Genomic DNA, 15730 nt, shown 5'->3' with positions numbered 1-15730 from the left:
TAGAGCGAGACATGATGTCGTGTCGCTCGACGCGGATCTCATTCCGGCCCGCGTTCGGCGGCCCCGTTCGGCGGCCCCGTTCGGCGGCCCGTTCGGCGGCCCGCGTTCGGCGGCCCCGCCGCATCGCGGCGTCGGGCCGCGACTCGCGTCGGGAACGGGCCGCCGGCGCTCGAGGTCAAAACGGCGCGCGGGCCGACGCGACGGCATCCGCAGCACGGAACACCGGCACCCGCCGTTCGGGTTCGACGCGATATCGTCGCCCGCTCGGCGAACACCACTCGAGCGCACCTCCGCTGCCGTCGATCTGCCGGACGGTCCAGCCTCCGTGATGCTTCACGATGTGGTGGCCTTTGCAGATCGGCGCAAGGTTCTCCAGCGAGGTCGTTCCCCCGTGCTCCCACGCGACGGTGTGGTCGATCTCGCATCTCGACGCCGGCGTGCCGCATCCGGGAGCCATGCACCGGTCGGCGCGCCACTTGACGATCTTTCGCAGGCCGGGTGGCGGCCGGTACTGATCCCGGCCGACCGACAGCACGGCGCCGGTCTCAGGATGAGTCAGGATCCGTGTCCACCCATTCGCAGCACCGCACAGCTCGCGAGCACGCGAGAGCGGGATGGGTCCGACGCCCTCCACGGTCGGAGGTTCGCCTGACCCGGCTGAGTCATCGTCCAGCAGCGCCAGCACGGGCACGGTGACCATCACGCTCGCACGGATGCCCCGAGCCTCCGCCGGGTGCACCCCGGCTTCCCCCTCGACGAGCAGGTCGCCCAGCACGTCCGCGCGGACCTGGTCCAGCGTGCGCGTCTCTCCGTCGCCCTCCGCGATCACCTTGGCCATCGCCGTGACGCGCGACTGGATCGCTCTCGCCTCGACCGCCGGTAGCAGCGCCGACAGCCACGCCATGCCGTCGTCGGCCGGTTCGACGATCACTCGACGCTTCTCGAGCGCCTCCTGGTGGCGCTGCTCGAGGGTCTCCGAGCGCACGGTGTCGATCAGCGTCCTCAGGAAGCGCCGGAACGGCCCGACCGACTCCGACTCGGCCAGCTCGACCGCGAGTGGAACGATCCGATCGGCGAACTCGGGCTCGACCCCGGTCATGGCATCGACGAAGATCGCCGCGTGCCGCTCGGTCGTGCGAGCGCCGCCCAAGGACGCCAGCATCTGTGGATACCGGTGCACGAGCGCCTCCGCCCGCGCCAGCAGCTCGCCCGCGGCGTGGTCGGTCACCCGCAGGGCGGTCGCCAACTCGAGTCGGATCCCGCGCTCCACGATCTCGGCCGCGCGCGAGCCTCGAACGACGGCATCGGCGAGGGCTTCACACCGCATCGCATCGATGCGCTCGAGCTGCTGCGCGGCGAAGACGGACATCATCGTCGCGACCTCCACCACGAGGTCGACGGCGTCAGGCAGGTCGGGCAGATCCTCGACGCCCCAACTGACGGCGACGAAGGGCGCGCCCCCTGAGTCGCCGTTGCTTTCCATACCTTGAGATTAGAACATACCTCCGACACTGTGGCGGCGTCGCGGTCGAGTTCGGCCGTTGGTTGAGGGCGGAGGGCGGCGGGCGGCGGGCGGCGGAGTCGGAGAGTTCGGATGCCCCGGGAGAGGCCTGGGTCGTCGAGCGCCAGGGGAAGCCGACGGCACGAAATTCCCGGAACCCGCACCGCTGAACCCGCCTCGCTCGGAATCCCGGGCGGGACCGGAAACCTCACTCCGCCAAGACCCGGACGCCGCAACCCAGGGCCCGTCACCCTCGACGGCGCAACCTGGTCCACTTCCCGGATCCGGACACCCTGGACACCGCACCCGGCAGCAGAAACTCCGGACACCGAACCGAGCCCCGGAACCCGCGGACACCGCGCCTCTCACGAAGGACGCGGCATCCGCTCCCCGATCACCCCACGGCGATCACGGCTGCACCCACGCAGCCGCAGGCCGCTACGGCTGCACCCACGGCGACGGCGCCGGCGGGGCGACCACGGGCGGCCGGTCGTCGCATGTGATGGTGTTCGGCAGCTGCCATGACCCGGCCCAGGGCCCGGTGGTGCCGCCGCCGTCGTTGCCGCCGAGGTCGATGACCGAGAACTCCGAGCCCGTCGGCGGGAAGCCGAAGGAGCCGCAGTTGTTGATCCCCACCGCCCCCACATTGCGGGCGTCGACGTTCTCGAACGACGCGGAGCCCTCGATGCGGGCGCTCAGCACCGACGTCCCCGTGCCGTCCACCCGGACGTCGGCGAACGAGACGTCCGACAGCGAGTACAGGTCCTTCACACCCCACTCCGACACCAGCATGATCGCGTTGTAGGTGCTGTCGAGATAGTGGTCGCCTGTCACACGGACTCCGGAGATCGAGCCCTCGAGGGCATAGATCCACAGCGACCCGAGGCCGATGTTCCAGTTGAGCTCGCGCGTTCCGGCGCGGGCCGTCGTGTTGTCGCGGAACGTCAGGGTGCCGGCGAACGGGTGCGCGCCGAACCTGGATCCGGCGTGCAGCGCGCTGCCCTCGCGGATCGTGTCGGCCACCAGGTTGCCCGACACCATGATGTCGGTCCCGCCGTAGATCGCGATGCCGTTGGCCAGCGTAGGGGTCTGCACCGTGTTGTGGTCGAACACGTTGCCGGCGTTGGTGGGCGTGGTCCCGCCGCGGGACTCCGCCCACATCGCCAGCCCGTCGTCGCCGCTGTTCCGCACGAAGTTGTTCCGCGCGACCGAGTCCGTCACGCCGAGGTGGAAGTTCAGGGCATCGGCGATCTGGTCGACGATGATGTTGTCCTCGACCGCGACGTTCGACATCGGTCCGTCGAACCACAGCCCGACCTTGGTGTGCTGGATGTGGAGGTCCGAGAACGACGAGTCGTGGAAGGCCCCGCCGACGGCATTGACCTGGTCGGTGTCGATGCGCTCGCGCACGTCGCCCTCGATCGCGAAGCCCGACAGGTGCACGTTGCGACTGCCGCCGGCCGCGGCATCCTTCCCGTAGAACCCGACGCCCGTATGCGTCGAGCCGTCAGCGGCAGGTTCGGCCAGTGCGACCTCCCGACCCTTGATGGTGGTGTACCAGTGCCCCGCGCCGCGGATGGTCACGTCGTCGACGACGATGTGGCGGTCGACCCGGTAGGTCCCCGGCGGCACGTACACCGTGAGTCCTGCCTTCTTGGCGAAGGCGATCGCCTTGTCGAACGCCTTCGCCGAGTCCTTGCGCCCGGTCGGGTCGGCGCCGAAGGCGAGGACGTTCGAGGCGACGAGCTTCACGTGCGGCTTGCCGACGAGCTCCGTGTCGATCAGGTCGATCACGGTCCAGGCGAGATCGGCCGGCGCCGTGAGGCGGATCCTCTCCCCCGCCTTGTACGTCTTCCCCAGCAGCATCCTCTCCTCGTCGTAGAACTTCATCGGACGGAAGGGCTTCACCGGCTCGAAGCCGGGCTGGTCGAACTGAGGCACGCAGCCGCACTCCGCGAGCCACCAGTCGGGGTGCAGCAGACCGGCGGCGGGGTCGTTGGTGAACGGGTACTGGTTGTACAGGTAGGCGTACTGCGAGGTCAGGCCGAGCGAGGTCGCCTTCTTGCCGGTCGTCACCCCGAGCTTCGCCGTCAGGCCACCGCCGCCGGGCGCGTCCGGGATGCTGTACCGCACCGTCAGCGCATTGGCGGCGGCGGGCAGCGTGAACTCGACGTACTGCCCGGGCAGCAGTCGGACCGCCTTGCGCCCTGACGCCTCGGCCTCGATCGTGTACGCCTCGCGGCCGGGTCCGATCACCGTGCCGTTCGTGACGGCGTTCTCGGCCTCCTGCTCGAGGAAGGGCACATCCGCCCCGCGTCCGACGGTGAGCGCGGGGTCGAGCGCGGCCCGCGTCACGACCGCAGCGGGAGCGGGGTCCGGCGGTGCGGCGGATGCGGCCGGTCCTGCGGCTATGACGCCGACGGTGAGGGATGCCGCGGCCAGCGCCGCGACGAGGGTGGTGGATCGCGTCATCATCGACTCGCTTCGTCCGGGGACGGGCATCGTCGCCCGCTCGGCGCCAATCTAAGACGCGCGAGCGGGCGACATCAAGCTTTCGTCGTAAAATGCCGCGAACTTGTGCATTTCTTGCGCAGGAACGACGCAGCAACGCAAGACTTGCGCGCCCGACCGCGTCAGTTGCGCTCCACCGGCACCTGCAGCTCGGTGACCCACTGCGACTGCGGCAGGTCGTCATCGGCCTCGAGGTACACCTCGCGGCACGGTCCGACCATGCGGTAGCCGTCGTCGATCAGCCCGTTCATGAGCAGGTCGTAGGACTCGCCGATGCTGGGCATGTCGCCCCGATGAGTGACCACCGCCGCGAGCGGCACGGCGGGCAGCTCCACGACGTCGTAGCCCTCCCCCGCCTGCGGCTGGGGGTCGGCCGTGAACGACACGTGCACGCCGAGCTCTTCGGAGCCCTCGATGTCGTCGTACCAGAAGATGCCCGGCTCGATGAGCTCCCGCCCGGCGGCGCGCAGTGAGCCGGTCAGGCGTTCGAGGAGCGGGTCGATGACGGGGCTGACGTTCTCCGGGCCGGCCCCCGGCGCCCTCCCCTCGACGGCGTAGACGGTGACGGCCTCGATCGGTCGATATTCGATGGGTGCGGACATGGTGTGCTCTCCTTCCAGGATGCGAAGTCGTTCGCCGATGCGGGCCAGCCGCGCGCGGTCGGCGGCGACGGATGCCTCGAGCTCGGCGGCACGACGCACGAGGAGGTCGCGCATGACCTCCCGCTCGTCGTCCGCCTCGAGCACGACGGCGATCTCGTCCAGCCCGCAGCCGAGGCCGCGCAGCTCGACGATCCGCAGCAGATCGCGCAGCTGCGCGTTGCTGTAGAAGCGATAGCCGCTGCGTTCGTCGACGCGGGCGGGCCGCAGCAGCCCGACCGCGTCGTAGTGCCGCAGCATCCGCACGCTCACTCGCCCGAAAGCGGCGAACTCTCCGATGGTGTACATGTTGGAGACCACGGTCGACCCTGACACAGCGTGAGAGTCAAGCGGAAGGGCGGAACTAGGCCGAGGCGGTCCAGATGTCGCCGTCGGCGATCGGCTCGACGTCGACCGACAGCCCGTGCAGCATCTCGAGCGCCGCCGTGACCTCGTCGATCCGTCCTTCGACGGCCAGCTCGCGGATGCGGACCGACGGCCGGTGGAGCAGCACGCCGGCGAGGTGCCGGAGGGCCGCTTCGGTCTCATCGCCGGCACCGCGGGCACGAGCGCGCGCGATCTCCTCGTCGACGATCTGGAGGACGTCCCGGCGCAGAGCGGTGATCGCGGGGCCGGCCGTGCGATCGGCGGTGAACTCGCTCGCCGCGTCGCCCACGATCGCGCGGGCATCGGAATGGGCGCTGAACTGCTCGAGCGGCGCGTGCAGGCGGATCGTCTCGAGGTCGAGGAGCTCGACGCCTTCGACGAGCCCGACGGCGGGGTCGACGTTGCGCGGCAGGCCGAGGTCGATGACGAGCACGCGGCGTCCCGCGGTGAAGGCGTCGGCGTGCACGACGGCGTCGGCCGTGCAGGTGATGACGACGTCGGCGCGGGAGGCGGCCTCGGCGAAGTCCGAGACGGGAAGCAGCCCGTGCTTCACCGCGAACGCGCCGGCGCGGCCCGAGGGCGAGAACACCTCGATGCCGAGGGCGCCGCGCGCGCGCACGGCCTCGACCGTGCGCGAGGCGTAGCGGCCGGTGCCGACGACGAGCACACGGGCGGCGGACCAGTCGGCCACGCGGCTCGAGGCCAGCTCGAGGGCGAACCGCACGAGCGACCGGTGCGTGCCGCGAAGGCCGGTGCGATTGCGGATGCCGCGGCTCGTGTGCGTCGCCTTCTGGAAGAGTCGCTCGAGCTCGCCGCTCGTCGTGCCCTCGGCACGCGCGGCGTCGAGGGCGCGGCGCACCTGACCCGAGATCTCGTCCTCGCCGACGACGACGGACTCCAGCCCGCTCGTCACCGCGAAAAGGTGTGCCGCGGCATCCTCACCGGAATGCACGGTGACCGACGCGCGGAGGTGCTCGACCGGGACATCGGATGCCGCCGCCATCGCCTCGACGACCGACTCGACCGCGACGGCCTCGCCGCCCGTCAGCGGCTCATCGATGTCGAGGTAAGCCTCGAATCGGTTGCACGTGGCGAGCACGACGGCCCCGGCCACGAACAGCTCATCGTCCACGAGGGCGCGAGTCGCCGACGGCGCCCCGATGGAGAGGCGCTCCAGGATGTCGAGGCTCGCGTTCCGATGGTTCGCGGTGAGACAGAGAAGCACGACTCTAATGTTAACGTGTGCCGCTGCATAGCTCTCACCCATCCATCGTCCATCGCCAGAACCCGCCCGCGCTGATCCGCGCGTACCGCGGCGACCGCCCCGAGACGACGCCCGTCTGGTTCATGCGGCAGGCGGGCCGTTCGCTGCCGGAATACCGGGATCTCCGCGCCGGCACGGACATGCTCGAGACCTGCCTGAACCCCGAGCTGGCGAGCGAGATCACTCTGCAGCCGGTGCGCCGACACGGCGTCGACGCCGGAATCTTCTTCAGCGACATCGTGATCCCGGTGAAGCTCGCGGGCGTCGATGTGCGGATCGTCGCCGGGCGCGGACCCGTGCTCGCCGAGCCCGTGCGCACCGCCGCCGACGTCGCCGCCCTCCCGCCGCTCGAGCCGGAGGCGCTCGCGCCGATCCGTGAGGCGGTCGCCCGCACGGTCGCGGAGCTCGGCGAGACGCCGCTCATCGGCTTCGCCGGCGCCCCGTACACACTGGCGTCCTACCTCGTGGAGGGCGGCCCCTCGAAGGAGCAGCTCAAGACGCGCGCGCTCATGCACTCCGACCCCGCCACCTGGTCGGCGCTGCTGACGTGGTGCGCCGACATCACGGGCGCGTTCCTCGAGGCCCAGCTCGAGGCCGGAGCGTCGGCCGGGCAGCTCTTCGACTCCTGGGCCGGATCGCTCAGCCTTGCCGACTACACGACCCACGTCTCACCGCACTCGGCGAGGGCGCTCGAGCGCGCCAAGGCGCTGGGCCTGCCGCTCGTGCACTTCGGCGTCGGCACCGGTGAGCTCCTCACCGCGATGCACGGGATCGGCGTCGATGTGATGGGGGTGGACTGGCGCCTGCCCCTCGACGAGGCGTCGCGCCGGCTCGGCGCCCACGTGCCACTGCAGGGCAACATCGACCCGGCGCTCCTCGCGGCGCCGTGGCCGGTGCTCGAGGCGCACATCGCCGGCGTGCTCGAGCGCGGCCGCAGCGCTCGCGCGCACGTCGTCAACCTCGGGCACGGCGTGCCGCCCGACACCGACCCGACCGTCCTTACCCGCATCGTGGAGTTCGTCCACACCCATGGCTGATTTCACCGTCGTCGGCGGCGGCATCGCAGGGCTCGTGGTGGCCCGGCGGCTCGCGGCCTCCGGCGCGGGAGTGGTGCTGGTGGAGGCATCCGATCGTCTCGGCGGCACGGTCGCGCGACACGAGGTCGCGGGCATCGCCCTGGATGCCGGGGCCGAGAGCTTCGCCGTGCGGGGTGGGATCGTAGCGGCCCTGCTCGCCGAGCTAGGGCTCGACGGCGACATCGTGGAGCCCCGCCCTGGACCGGCCTGGCTGCAGCCGGCGGCCGGACCCGCCGTGCCGCTCCCTGCGACGGCGCTGCTCGGCATCCCGGCCGACCCGCTCGCCGCCGACGTGGTGCGGGTGGTCGGCGCGGAGGCCGCGCAGCGCGCGATCGCGCTCGATGCGCTCCCGGTCTCACCGCTGCCCGACGACGCTCGCCTCGGCGCCCTCGTCCGCGAGCGGTTCGGCGCCGAGGTGCTCGATCGCCTGGTCGCTCCCGTCGTGCACGGCGTCCACTCGCAGCACCCCGACGACGTGCCGGTAGCCCGCGCCCACCCCGGCCTTGCTGCCGCCTATGTCGACGGCGGGTCGCTGGCGGGCGCCGTGTCGCGCCTGCGGGCCGCCGCTCCCCCGGGGTCTGCCGTGGCCGGCCTGCGCGGCGGCGTCCACCGGCTCGTACCCGCGCTCGCCGACGACCTGGCGCGGCGCGGAGTCGACGTGCGTCTCGGCGCCCGTGTCGACGACGTCTCGACGCTCCCCGGCGCCGTCGTGATCGCCGCTCCGGGCCTCGCCTCTCCGTCGCAGCCCGGTCGCCGGATCGACCTCATCACGCTCGTCGTCGAGCAGGACGAATTGGATGCCGCCCCCCGCGGCAGCGGGCTCCTCGTGGCGCAGGGGGCGCCGGTGGCCGCGCGCGCTCTGACGCACGCCACCGCCAAGTGGGAGTGGCTGCGCGAGGTCGCCGGCGGGCGCCACGTGCTGCGGCTGTCCTATGACGACGTGCCCGCCGATCCTGTCGAGACCGCGCGCCGCGATGCCGAGGTGCTGCTCGGGGTCGCGCTCCCCGTCGTGGTCGATGCGGCGCAGGTGACCTGGAACCGCCCGGCCGCCGCATCCGTCACCGACAGGTCCGTCGTGGGCGAGACCGTCGCAGGCTCCGGCCTCGCCGGGATCATCGCCCAGGCCGAGCGCGCCGCGGACGCACTGCTCGGACGCTGAGCACCCCGCCGCGGCACAGATTCAGGAGACACGCCGCGTCCCGGCCCTCTCCGGCGGTGCGTCACGGCGTGTCTCCTGAACCTGGGTCGGCCATCGCCGTCGTCCGCGCACCGCGGACGCGCTCATCCAGCGGGGCTGACCCCGGCCGTCCGCTCGCCCTCCGCCACTCGACCCGCTTCGTCTCAGTCGCTCCGCTCCCTCGCTCAACGACCGGGTCCCGCGGCGGCACAGATTCAGGAGACACGCCGCGTCCCACCCTCCCTCCGGCGGTGCGTCACGGCGTGTCTCCTGAATCTGCACCGGCCATCCCGGGCGTACGCTCACCGCGGTCGTCCGCTCGTTGAGCGAGCGCAGCGAGACGAAACGCCCCCACGCGCGACTGCGCGTTTCGTCTCGGTCGCTCCGCTCCCTCGCTCAACGACCGGCGCCTTCGGCTCCCGCGCGGGATGAAACAATGGGTTCATGAGCGATCCCTCGGCAGCCCCCCCGACCGAGAACCCCGCGATCGGCTACACCCTGTGGGCCGTGTTCCGCCGTGACCCCCACCACCCGGCCCCCGCCGGCGACCTGTCCGCCGCTGTGGCGGAGGTCGAGGCATCCGGAGTCACTGTCCGTGGGTTCTACGACGTCTCGGGCCTGCGCGCCGACGCCGACCTCATGATCTGGCTGCACAGCGCACCGGAGTCGTCCGGCGAGCCCGAGGCACTGCAGGCCGCACTCCGCGTGCTCCGCCGCGCCGAGCCGCTGGCCTCGCTCATCCCGGTGTGGAACGCGATGGGCGTGCACCGCGACGCCGAGTTCACGGCGAGCCACCTGCCGGCGTTCCTCCGCGGCAAGGAGCCCGAGACGTGGCTCACCGTCTACCCGTTCGTGCGGTCGTACGAGTGGTACATCCTCCCCGACGACGAGCGACGGGCGATGCTGGCCGACCACGGCCGCAAGGGCTCGGAGCATCGTCAGGTGCTCAGCAACACCGTGGCGAGCTTCGCGCTCGGCGACTACGAGTGGATCCTGGCGCTGGAGGCTCCCGAGCTCGTCGACCTGGTCGACCTCATGCGGCATCTGCGGCAGACGGAGGCGCGACGGCACGTGCGCGAAGAGGTGCCGTTCTACACCGGACGCCGCATCGGACTCGACGAGATCGGCGAGGTGCTGTCGTGACTGCGGCATCCAGCAGCGTGCTGCGCATCGGCACGCGGGGCAGCGCCCTCGCCCTCACCCAGACCGGCATGGTGGCCTCCGATCTCTCCGACGCCACGGGCGTGCGAACCGAGCTCGTGACGATCACCACCGACGGCGACCGCTCGAACGAGCCGCTGTCGCGCGCGGGAGGCATGGGGCTCTTCACCGGTGCGCTGCGCGATGCGCTGGTCGAGGGTCGCTGCGACCTGGTCGTCCACTCGCTCAAGGACCTCCCCACCGCCCCTCACGACCAGCTCGTCGTCGCGGCGATCCCCTCCCGCGAAGACCCCCGTGACGCCCTGTGCGCGCGCGACGGTCTGACGCTCGAGGCCCTGCCCGCGGGCGCCCGCGTCGGCACCGGGTCGCCGCGGCGCATGGCGCAGCTGCGGGCGAAGCGTCCCGACCTCGAGATCGTCGACATCCGCGGCAACGTCGACACGCGGCTCGGCCGGGTGGCCCCCGGCGATCTCGATGCCGTCGTGCTCGCCGCGGCGGGGCTGCGCCGCCTCGGCCGCGCCGACGTCATCACCGAGCTGCTCGACGCCGACCGGTGGCCCACCGCTCCGGGGCAGGGCGCCCTCGCGGTCGAGGTGCGCCGAGGAGACGAGGACCTCGTCCGGGCGCTCGACCACCCCGAGACGCGCGCCGCCGTCGAGGCGGAGCGGCACGTGCTCGCCCTCCTCGAGGCCGGCTGCTCGGCCCCGCTCGGCGCCCGCGCCGTCGTCGACGCCGGCCTGCTGCTGCTCTCGGCCAGCGTCTACAGCCTCGACGGCGCGACCGTCCTCACCTCGTCCCACGCCGGGGTCTGGCCCGATGACGGTGACGTGTCGCTCGACATCGCCGAGGGCGTCGCGCGCGAGCTGATCGATGCCGGCGCCGCCGGACTGACCGGAGCACGCCCATGATCGAACGCCCCCGGCGCCTGCGTGCGACCCCGGCCATGCGCCGGCTCGTCGCCGAGACCCGCCTGCACCCCGCCGACCTGATCCTCCCGATGTTTGTCCGCGAGGGCGCCGGCGCCCCCGTGCCGATCTCGTCGATGCCGGGCGTGGTGCAGCACACGACCGAGTCCTTCAAGGGCGCGATCGCGGATGCCGCGGCCGCCGGCATCGGCGGCGTCATGCTGTTCGGCGTGCCCGAGCACAAGGACGCCGTCGGCTCCGGTGCGACCGACCCGGACGGCATCCTGAACGTCGCGACGCGGATCGCCGTCGCCGAAGCCGGTGACGCGCTCGTCGTGCAGACCGACCTCTGCCTCGACGAGTTCACCGACCACGGGCACTGCGGCGTGCTCGATGCCGAGGGACGCGTCGACAACGACGCCTCGCTCGAGCGGTACCGCGAGATGGGGATCGCCCAGGCCGAGGCCGGCTCGCAACTGCTCGGGCTCAGCGGCATGATGGACGGCCAGGTCGCGGCGGTGCGCGACGCGCTCGACTCGTCCGGCCACGCCGCCACCCCGATCCTCGGGTACGCCGCGAAGTACTCCTCCGCCTTCTACGGCCCGTTCCGAGAGGCCGTGCAGTCGTCGCTGCAGGGCGACCGGCGCACCTATCAGCTCAATCCGGCGAACCGCCGCGAGGGCGCGCGCGAGATCGAGCTCGACGTCGCCGAAGGCGCCGACGTCGTGATGGTCAAGCCCGCGATGAGCTACCTCGACGTGCTGGCGGATGCCGCGGCATCCAGCCCTGTTCCCGTGTGGGCGTACCAGGTGTCGGGCGAGTACGCGATGATCGAGGCGGCCGCCGCCCACGGCTGGATCGACCGGCGCCGGGCGATCGAGGAGTCCGTGCTCGGCATCCGTCGCGCCGGCGCGGAGGCCGTGCTCACCTATTGGGCCGTCGAACTCGCAGGATGGATCCGATGACCACGAACGACCAGGAGTTCGCCCGGGCACGCGCCGCCATGCCGGGCGGGGTCAACTCCCCCGTACGGGCGTTCGGCTCCGTCGGCGCCACGCCGCGCTTCTTCGTCTCGGCGTCGGGCCCGCGTGTCACCGACGTCGAGGGCCGGGAGTACGTCGACCTCGTCGGATCCTGGGGTCCCGCGATCCTCGGGCACGCGCATCCCGCCGTCGTGAAGGCTGTTCAGGATGCCGCCGCCCACGGCCTCGGCTTCGGAGCGTCGACGCCCGGCGAGACCGAGCTGGCCGAGCTGATCGAGGCCCGCGTGAGCCGCGACGGCGTGCGCCCGATCGAGCGCGTGCGCCTGGTCTCGACGGGCACCGAGGCGACCATGACCGCCATCCGCCTGGCGCGCGGTGCGACCGGCCGCGACCTCATCGTGAAGTTCGCCGGCCACTACCACGGCCACTCCGACGGATTGCTGGCCGAGGCCGGCTCCGGCGTCGCGACGCTCGCCATGCCGGGTTCGGCGGGCGTGCCCGCGGCGATCGCGGCACAGACCCTGGTGATCCCCTACAACGACGTCGACGCCGTGCGCGAGGTGTTCGCCGCTCGCGGCAGCGACATCGCCGCGGTCATCGTCGAGGCGGCTCCGGCCAACATGGGCATCGTTCCCCCTGCGCACGGCTTCAACGCGGCGCTGGCCGACATCGCGCACGCGCACGGCGCGCTGCTGATCCTCGACGAGGTGCTCACGGGCTTCCGGGTCGGGACGGCCGGCTGGTACGGGATCGACCCGGTGCCGTTCGCTCCCGACCTCATCACCTTCGGCAAGGTCGTTGGCGGCGGGCTGCCGCTCGCGGCGCTCGGCGGTTCGGCGGCGCTCATGGAGCTGCTGGCTCCCCTGGGGCCGGTGTACCAGGCGGGCACGCTGAGCGGCAATCCGCTCGCGGTCGCGGCCGGGCGCGCGACCCTCGCCCACCTCGACGCCGACGCCTACGCCCGCATCGACGCCGCCGCTTCGCGGATCGCGGATGCCGCGGCATCCGCCCTCGCCGCCGAAGGCGTCACTCACGTGGTGCAGCGCTCGGGCAACCTGTTCTCCATCCAGTTCGCCGGCACCGCACCGCACGACTACGACACCGTGAAGGCGCAGGAGGCGTTCCGCTACCCGCCGTTCTTCCGCGCGATGCTCGAGCAGGGCGTCTCGCTGCCGCCGTCGGTGTTCGAGGCGTGGTTCGTCTCGGCCGCCCACGACGACGCAGCCGTGTCGCAGATCATCGAGGCCCTGCCCGCCGCCGCACGCGCCGCCGCCGGGGCCGAGCCGGTCTGACCCCGGGCGACCGCCCCGGGCCACCACGCGCGTGTGCCGGGTGCGCCGGGGTGCGTGCGGCGCGCTCCGGCGTCGCGTCACAGATTCAGGAGACACGCCGCCTGGCGCCGCGCCGCGGGGCCGGGGCGCCGCGGTTCCTCCTGAATCCGGAACGGCAGCGACCGGATTGGCCCCGCTGGCCGCATCGGCGGCTCCGGGCCGGGTCCCGTCACAGGTTCAGGAAACACGCCGCCCGGGCACCCCTCCGGCTGGCGCGATCGGCCGGTTCCTCCTGAATCCGGTACGGCGGCGACTGGTAAGGCCGCGGCGGCGCAACTCTCAGGACGCCGGTTCCGACTCACGCCGTCGGCGGGGCGGCCTCGGCTGTAGCCGTTACAGATTCAGGAGACACGCCGCCTGCAACCCCTCTTGCGGAACCGGATCGGCGGGTTCCTCCTGAATCCGGCACGGCAGCGACCGGACCGCCGGGCAACGGGAGGGGCCTGAGGATATTCACGCACGCCACGCCTCAGCCGCCGGTCAGGATGCGCGCCGGCCGGGGCCGGCCGGATCCCGGCCGTAGCTGTCACAGATTCAGGAGGCGCGCCGCCCTGCGCCCTTCCCGCAGGGCCGAGGTGTGCGGTTCCTCCTGAATCTGGAACGGCGGCGACTGGTCGGGACGCGATGGCACGCCGTCGGCGCGACGGGGTACCGTACGGCCATGGGCCGCACTGCCGCGACACTCGCCACCCTCGCGCTGCTCGCCGCCCTCCTCGGAGGGTGCTCCGGGCCGCCGTCGACAACCGAGCCGACATCGGCACCGACCGACGGCGTGATCGTGCACACGCCGGCCGCCGACCTGGACGAGGCGCTGCGCGACGAGCTCCTCACGATGCTGGAGGAGGACCAGGCCGAGCGCCTCGAGGGCGCCGACCACGGAGGCGACGCTCCCCGCACCGCCCGCCTCGAGGAGATCATCCTCGAGCACGGCTGGCCGTCGTACTCGCTCGTGGGCGAAGAGGCCGAGGACGCCGCCTGGGCGATCGCGCAGCACTCCGACCAGGACCCGGACTTCCAGGCGCTGGCCCTCGCGCACCTTGCGGCTGCTGTCGAGGCCGAAGACGCCTCGCCGGGCAACCTCGCGTATCTCACCGATCGTGTCGCGGTCGGCGCGGGAGAGCCGCAGACCTATGGGACGCAGATCGGCTGCGGCGAGGACGGCCCCGAGCCCGTCACGCCGATCGTCGATGAAGAGGCCGTCGACGAGCGACGAGCGGATGCCGGACTCCCCCCGCTCGCGGACTACTACGCCGAGATGGAGGAGATCTGCGCCGAGGACTTCTGAGCGGCGTGGGGCTCTCGAGGGATCGAAGGCTCCGCCCGATGAACGCAGAAATGCCCCCGCAAGCAGGGGCATTTCTCGGTTGTGGACCTGAGGGGATTCGAACCCCTGACCTCCTCGATGCGAACGAGGCGCGCTACCAACTGCGCCACAGGCCCGGAAACCTCAGCTAGATTATCACGCTCGCGCGGCCGCCCCGGACCGCCGCGATGGCCCGTCGGCGACCGCCCGAAACAGGGTCGCGCCGCTGGAAAGCACGCTGCGGGAGAGGATGGAGGCATGAGCTCCGCGTCCGCCCTCCCCGTCCGTGCCGTCCGAAACGTCCGCATCGAGGCGGGCGGCCGCGACGGGTCGCTGCGTGACATCCGCATCGACGAGGCCGGCCTCATCACGGCGGTGGAAACAGCCACCGCCGCACCCGTCGGCCCGGACGAGATCGACGGCCGAGGCCTGTTCGCACTCCCCGGACTCGTGAACACGCACGCGCACATCGACAAGTCGTGGATCGGCCACCCGTGGCAGTCGTACGGCGGCGAGGGCGGCACCGACGGGCGCATCCGCCACGAGCGCGCCCGCCGCGACGAGCTCGGCATCCCGAGCCTCGACATCACCCGTCGCGTGCTCGCCGAGTTCGTGCGGTTCGGCACGACGGCGCTCCGCACGCACGTCGATGTGGATCTGGGGCTCGGCGTGCGGGGCATCGAGATCGTGCGCGACGCCGTGGCCGAGTACGACGGCGCGATCCAGGCCGAGATCGTGGCGTTCCCGCAGGACGGCGTGCTGCGTCGCCCCGGCGTCGTCCAGCTCCTCAACGCCGCGGTGGAGGCGGGTGCCGAGCACATCGGCGGTCTGGACCCCGCGAGCATCGACCGCGACCCGGTCGGACAGCTCGACGCGATCTTCGCCCTCGCCGCTGAGACCGGCGCGGGGATCGACATCCACCTGCACGATCCCGCCGAGCTCGGGGCGTTCCAGTTCGACCTCATCCTCGATCGCACCGAGGCGCTCGGACTCGTCGGCAGGGTCAACATCGCCCACGGGTTCGCGATCGCCCAGGTCGACGCGGTGCGGCGCCGGGATCTGCTGCAACGGATGGCGGCGCTCGACGTCACGATGACCACGGTCGCGCCGCTCCGGCTGCCGCAGCTGCCGCTCCGCGAGTTCGACGAGGCCGGCGTCCGCTTCGGTTTCGGCACGGATGGTATCCGTGACCTCTGGAGCCCGTACGGCACCGGCGATCTGCTCGGCATCGCGTGGCAGTACGCGCGAGCTTCGAGTCTCGTGCGCGACGAGGATCTCCGCCGCGTGGTCGAGCTGGCCACCACGGCGGCCGCGCCCTTCGCCGGCCTGAGCGGCAACGCCCTGGCCGCGGGCGATCGCGCCGACGTCGTGCTGCTCGACGCCGAGAACCCTATGGACGCTCTGGTGCGCACTCCCCCGCGCGAGCTCGTGCTCGGCGCCGGAAGCGTGCTCTACGGGGCCTGAGCGGGGGCCTGGGCTCAGGCCTGAGCCGA

At 72.2% G+C, this 15730-nt stretch carries 12 protein-coding genes and 1 tRNA gene; 8 read left to right on the top strand and 5 right to left on the bottom strand.

The genetic code is table 11. The features are described 5' to 3' along the window. Window positions 1-175 precede the first annotated feature (175 nt). The 4 genes from SOM19_RS15705 to SOM19_RS15690 form a co-directional block, all read right to left on the bottom strand. The gene (locus SOM19_RS15705; protein ID WP_320487520.1) at window positions 176-1483 is read right to left on the bottom strand and encodes an HNH endonuclease signature motif containing protein; all 1308 of its coding nucleotides are present in this window, start codon (window positions 1481-1483) and stop codon (window positions 176-178) included. Window positions 1484-1939: 456 nt separating this feature from the next. Next, window positions 1940-3973, bottom strand: coding sequence for a glycosyl hydrolase family 28-related protein (locus SOM19_RS15700; RefSeq protein WP_320487519.1), 2034 nt, complete (start codon window positions 3971-3973; stop codon window positions 1940-1942). Between the two features lie 161 nt (window positions 3974-4134). Further along, window positions 4135-4986, bottom strand: coding sequence for a MerR family transcriptional regulator (locus SOM19_RS15695; RefSeq protein ID WP_320487518.1), 852 nt, complete (start codon window positions 4984-4986; stop codon window positions 4135-4137). A 28-nt stretch (window positions 4987-5014) separates the two neighbouring features. Continuing rightward, window positions 5015-6262 carry a glutamyl-tRNA reductase gene (locus SOM19_RS15690; RefSeq protein WP_320487517.1) on the bottom strand — a complete coding sequence of 416 codons (1248 nt, stop codon included), beginning with the start codon at window positions 6260-6262 and terminating at the stop codon, window positions 5015-5017. A gap of 17 nt (window positions 6263-6279) precedes the next feature. On the opposite strand from SOM19_RS15690, the gene hemE reads away from it, so the two are divergent. The 7 genes from hemE (at window position 6280) to SOM19_RS15655 (ending at window position 14219) form a co-directional block, all read left to right on the top strand. After that, entirely contained in the window at window positions 6280-7338 is a 1059-nt protein-coding gene (gene hemE / locus SOM19_RS15685; protein ID WP_320487516.1) for a uroporphyrinogen decarboxylase, read from the top strand. Then, window positions 7331-8536, top strand: coding sequence for a protoporphyrinogen/coproporphyrinogen oxidase (locus SOM19_RS15680; RefSeq protein ID WP_320487515.1), 1206 nt, complete (start codon window positions 7331-7333; stop codon window positions 8534-8536). Before hemE ends, SOM19_RS15680 begins: the two co-directional genes overlap by 8 nt. A 462-nt stretch (window positions 8537-8998) precedes the next feature. After that, complete coding sequence (gene hemQ / locus SOM19_RS15675) at window positions 8999-9697, top strand: hydrogen peroxide-dependent heme synthase (protein WP_320487514.1); 699 nt, start codon at window positions 8999-9001, stop codon at window positions 9695-9697. Continuing rightward, the gene (gene hemC, locus SOM19_RS15670; RefSeq protein ID WP_320487513.1) at window positions 9694-10623 is read left to right on the top strand and encodes a hydroxymethylbilane synthase; all 930 of its coding nucleotides are present in this window, start codon (window positions 9694-9696) and stop codon (window positions 10621-10623) included. Before hemQ ends, hemC begins: the two co-directional genes overlap by 4 nt. Then, window positions 10620-11585 (top strand): porphobilinogen synthase, encoded by a 966-nt coding sequence (gene hemB / locus SOM19_RS15665; protein WP_320487512.1) that lies wholly within the window; start codon window positions 10620-10622, stop codon window positions 11583-11585. The genes hemC and hemB overlap by 4 nt, the downstream gene beginning before the upstream one ends. Then, window positions 11582-12895 (top strand): glutamate-1-semialdehyde 2,1-aminomutase, encoded by a 1314-nt coding sequence (gene hemL, locus SOM19_RS15660; protein WP_320487511.1) that lies wholly within the window; start codon window positions 11582-11584, stop codon window positions 12893-12895. Before hemB ends, hemL begins: the two co-directional genes overlap by 4 nt. A gap of 700 nt (window positions 12896-13595) precedes the next feature. After that, a complete protein-coding gene (locus SOM19_RS15655) occupies window positions 13596-14219 on the top strand; it encodes a DUF6624 domain-containing protein (protein WP_320487510.1) in 624 nt (207 codons plus the stop codon). A gap of 82 nt (window positions 14220-14301) precedes the next feature. On the opposite strand, the gene SOM19_RS15650 is transcribed toward SOM19_RS15655, so the two are convergent. Further along, window positions 14302-14374, bottom strand: a tRNA-Ala gene (locus SOM19_RS15650). Between the two features lie 121 nt (window positions 14375-14495). On the opposite strand from SOM19_RS15650, the gene SOM19_RS15645 reads away from it, so the two are divergent. Next, window positions 14496-15701, top strand: coding sequence for an amidohydrolase family protein (locus tag SOM19_RS15645; RefSeq protein WP_320487509.1), 1206 nt, complete (start codon window positions 14496-14498; stop codon window positions 15699-15701). Window positions 15702-15730 lie beyond the last annotated feature (29 nt).

This window comes from Microbacterium sp. CFBP9034 (assembly GCF_034045255.1).
Taxonomy (GTDB): Bacteria; Actinomycetota; Actinomycetes; order Actinomycetales; family Microbacteriaceae; genus Microbacterium.
Note: the sequence above shows the minus strand (reverse complement) of the source record. Positions and strands in the feature narration are given on the sequence as shown.

Bases quoted from the DNA above. Each gene is read 5' to 3' on its own strand.
- SOM19_RS15705 (WP_320487520.1), bottom strand. From the start codon at position 1,483: ATGGAAAGCAACGGCGACTCAGGGGGCGCGCCCTTCGTCGCCGTCAGT.
- SOM19_RS15700 (WP_320487519.1), bottom strand. From the start codon at position 3,973: ATGACGCGATCCACCACCCTCGTCGCGGCGCTGGCCGCGGCATCCCTC.
- SOM19_RS15680 (WP_320487515.1), top strand. From the start codon at position 7,331: ATGGCTGATTTCACCGTCGTCGGCGGCGGCATCGCAGGGCTCGTGGTG.
- hemQ (WP_320487514.1), top strand. From the start codon at position 8,999: ATGAGCGATCCCTCGGCAGCCCCCCCGACCGAGAACCCCGCGATCGGC.
- hemB (WP_320487512.1), top strand. From the start codon at position 10,620: ATGATCGAACGCCCCCGGCGCCTGCGTGCGACCCCGGCCATGCGCCGG.
- hemL (WP_320487511.1), top strand. From the start codon at position 11,582: ATGACCACGAACGACCAGGAGTTCGCCCGGGCACGCGCCGCCATGCCG.
- SOM19_RS15655 (WP_320487510.1), top strand. From the start codon at position 13,596: ATGGGCCGCACTGCCGCGACACTCGCCACCCTCGCGCTGCTCGCCGCC.
- SOM19_RS15645 (WP_320487509.1), top strand. From the start codon at position 14,496: ATGAGCTCCGCGTCCGCCCTCCCCGTCCGTGCCGTCCGAAACGTCCGC.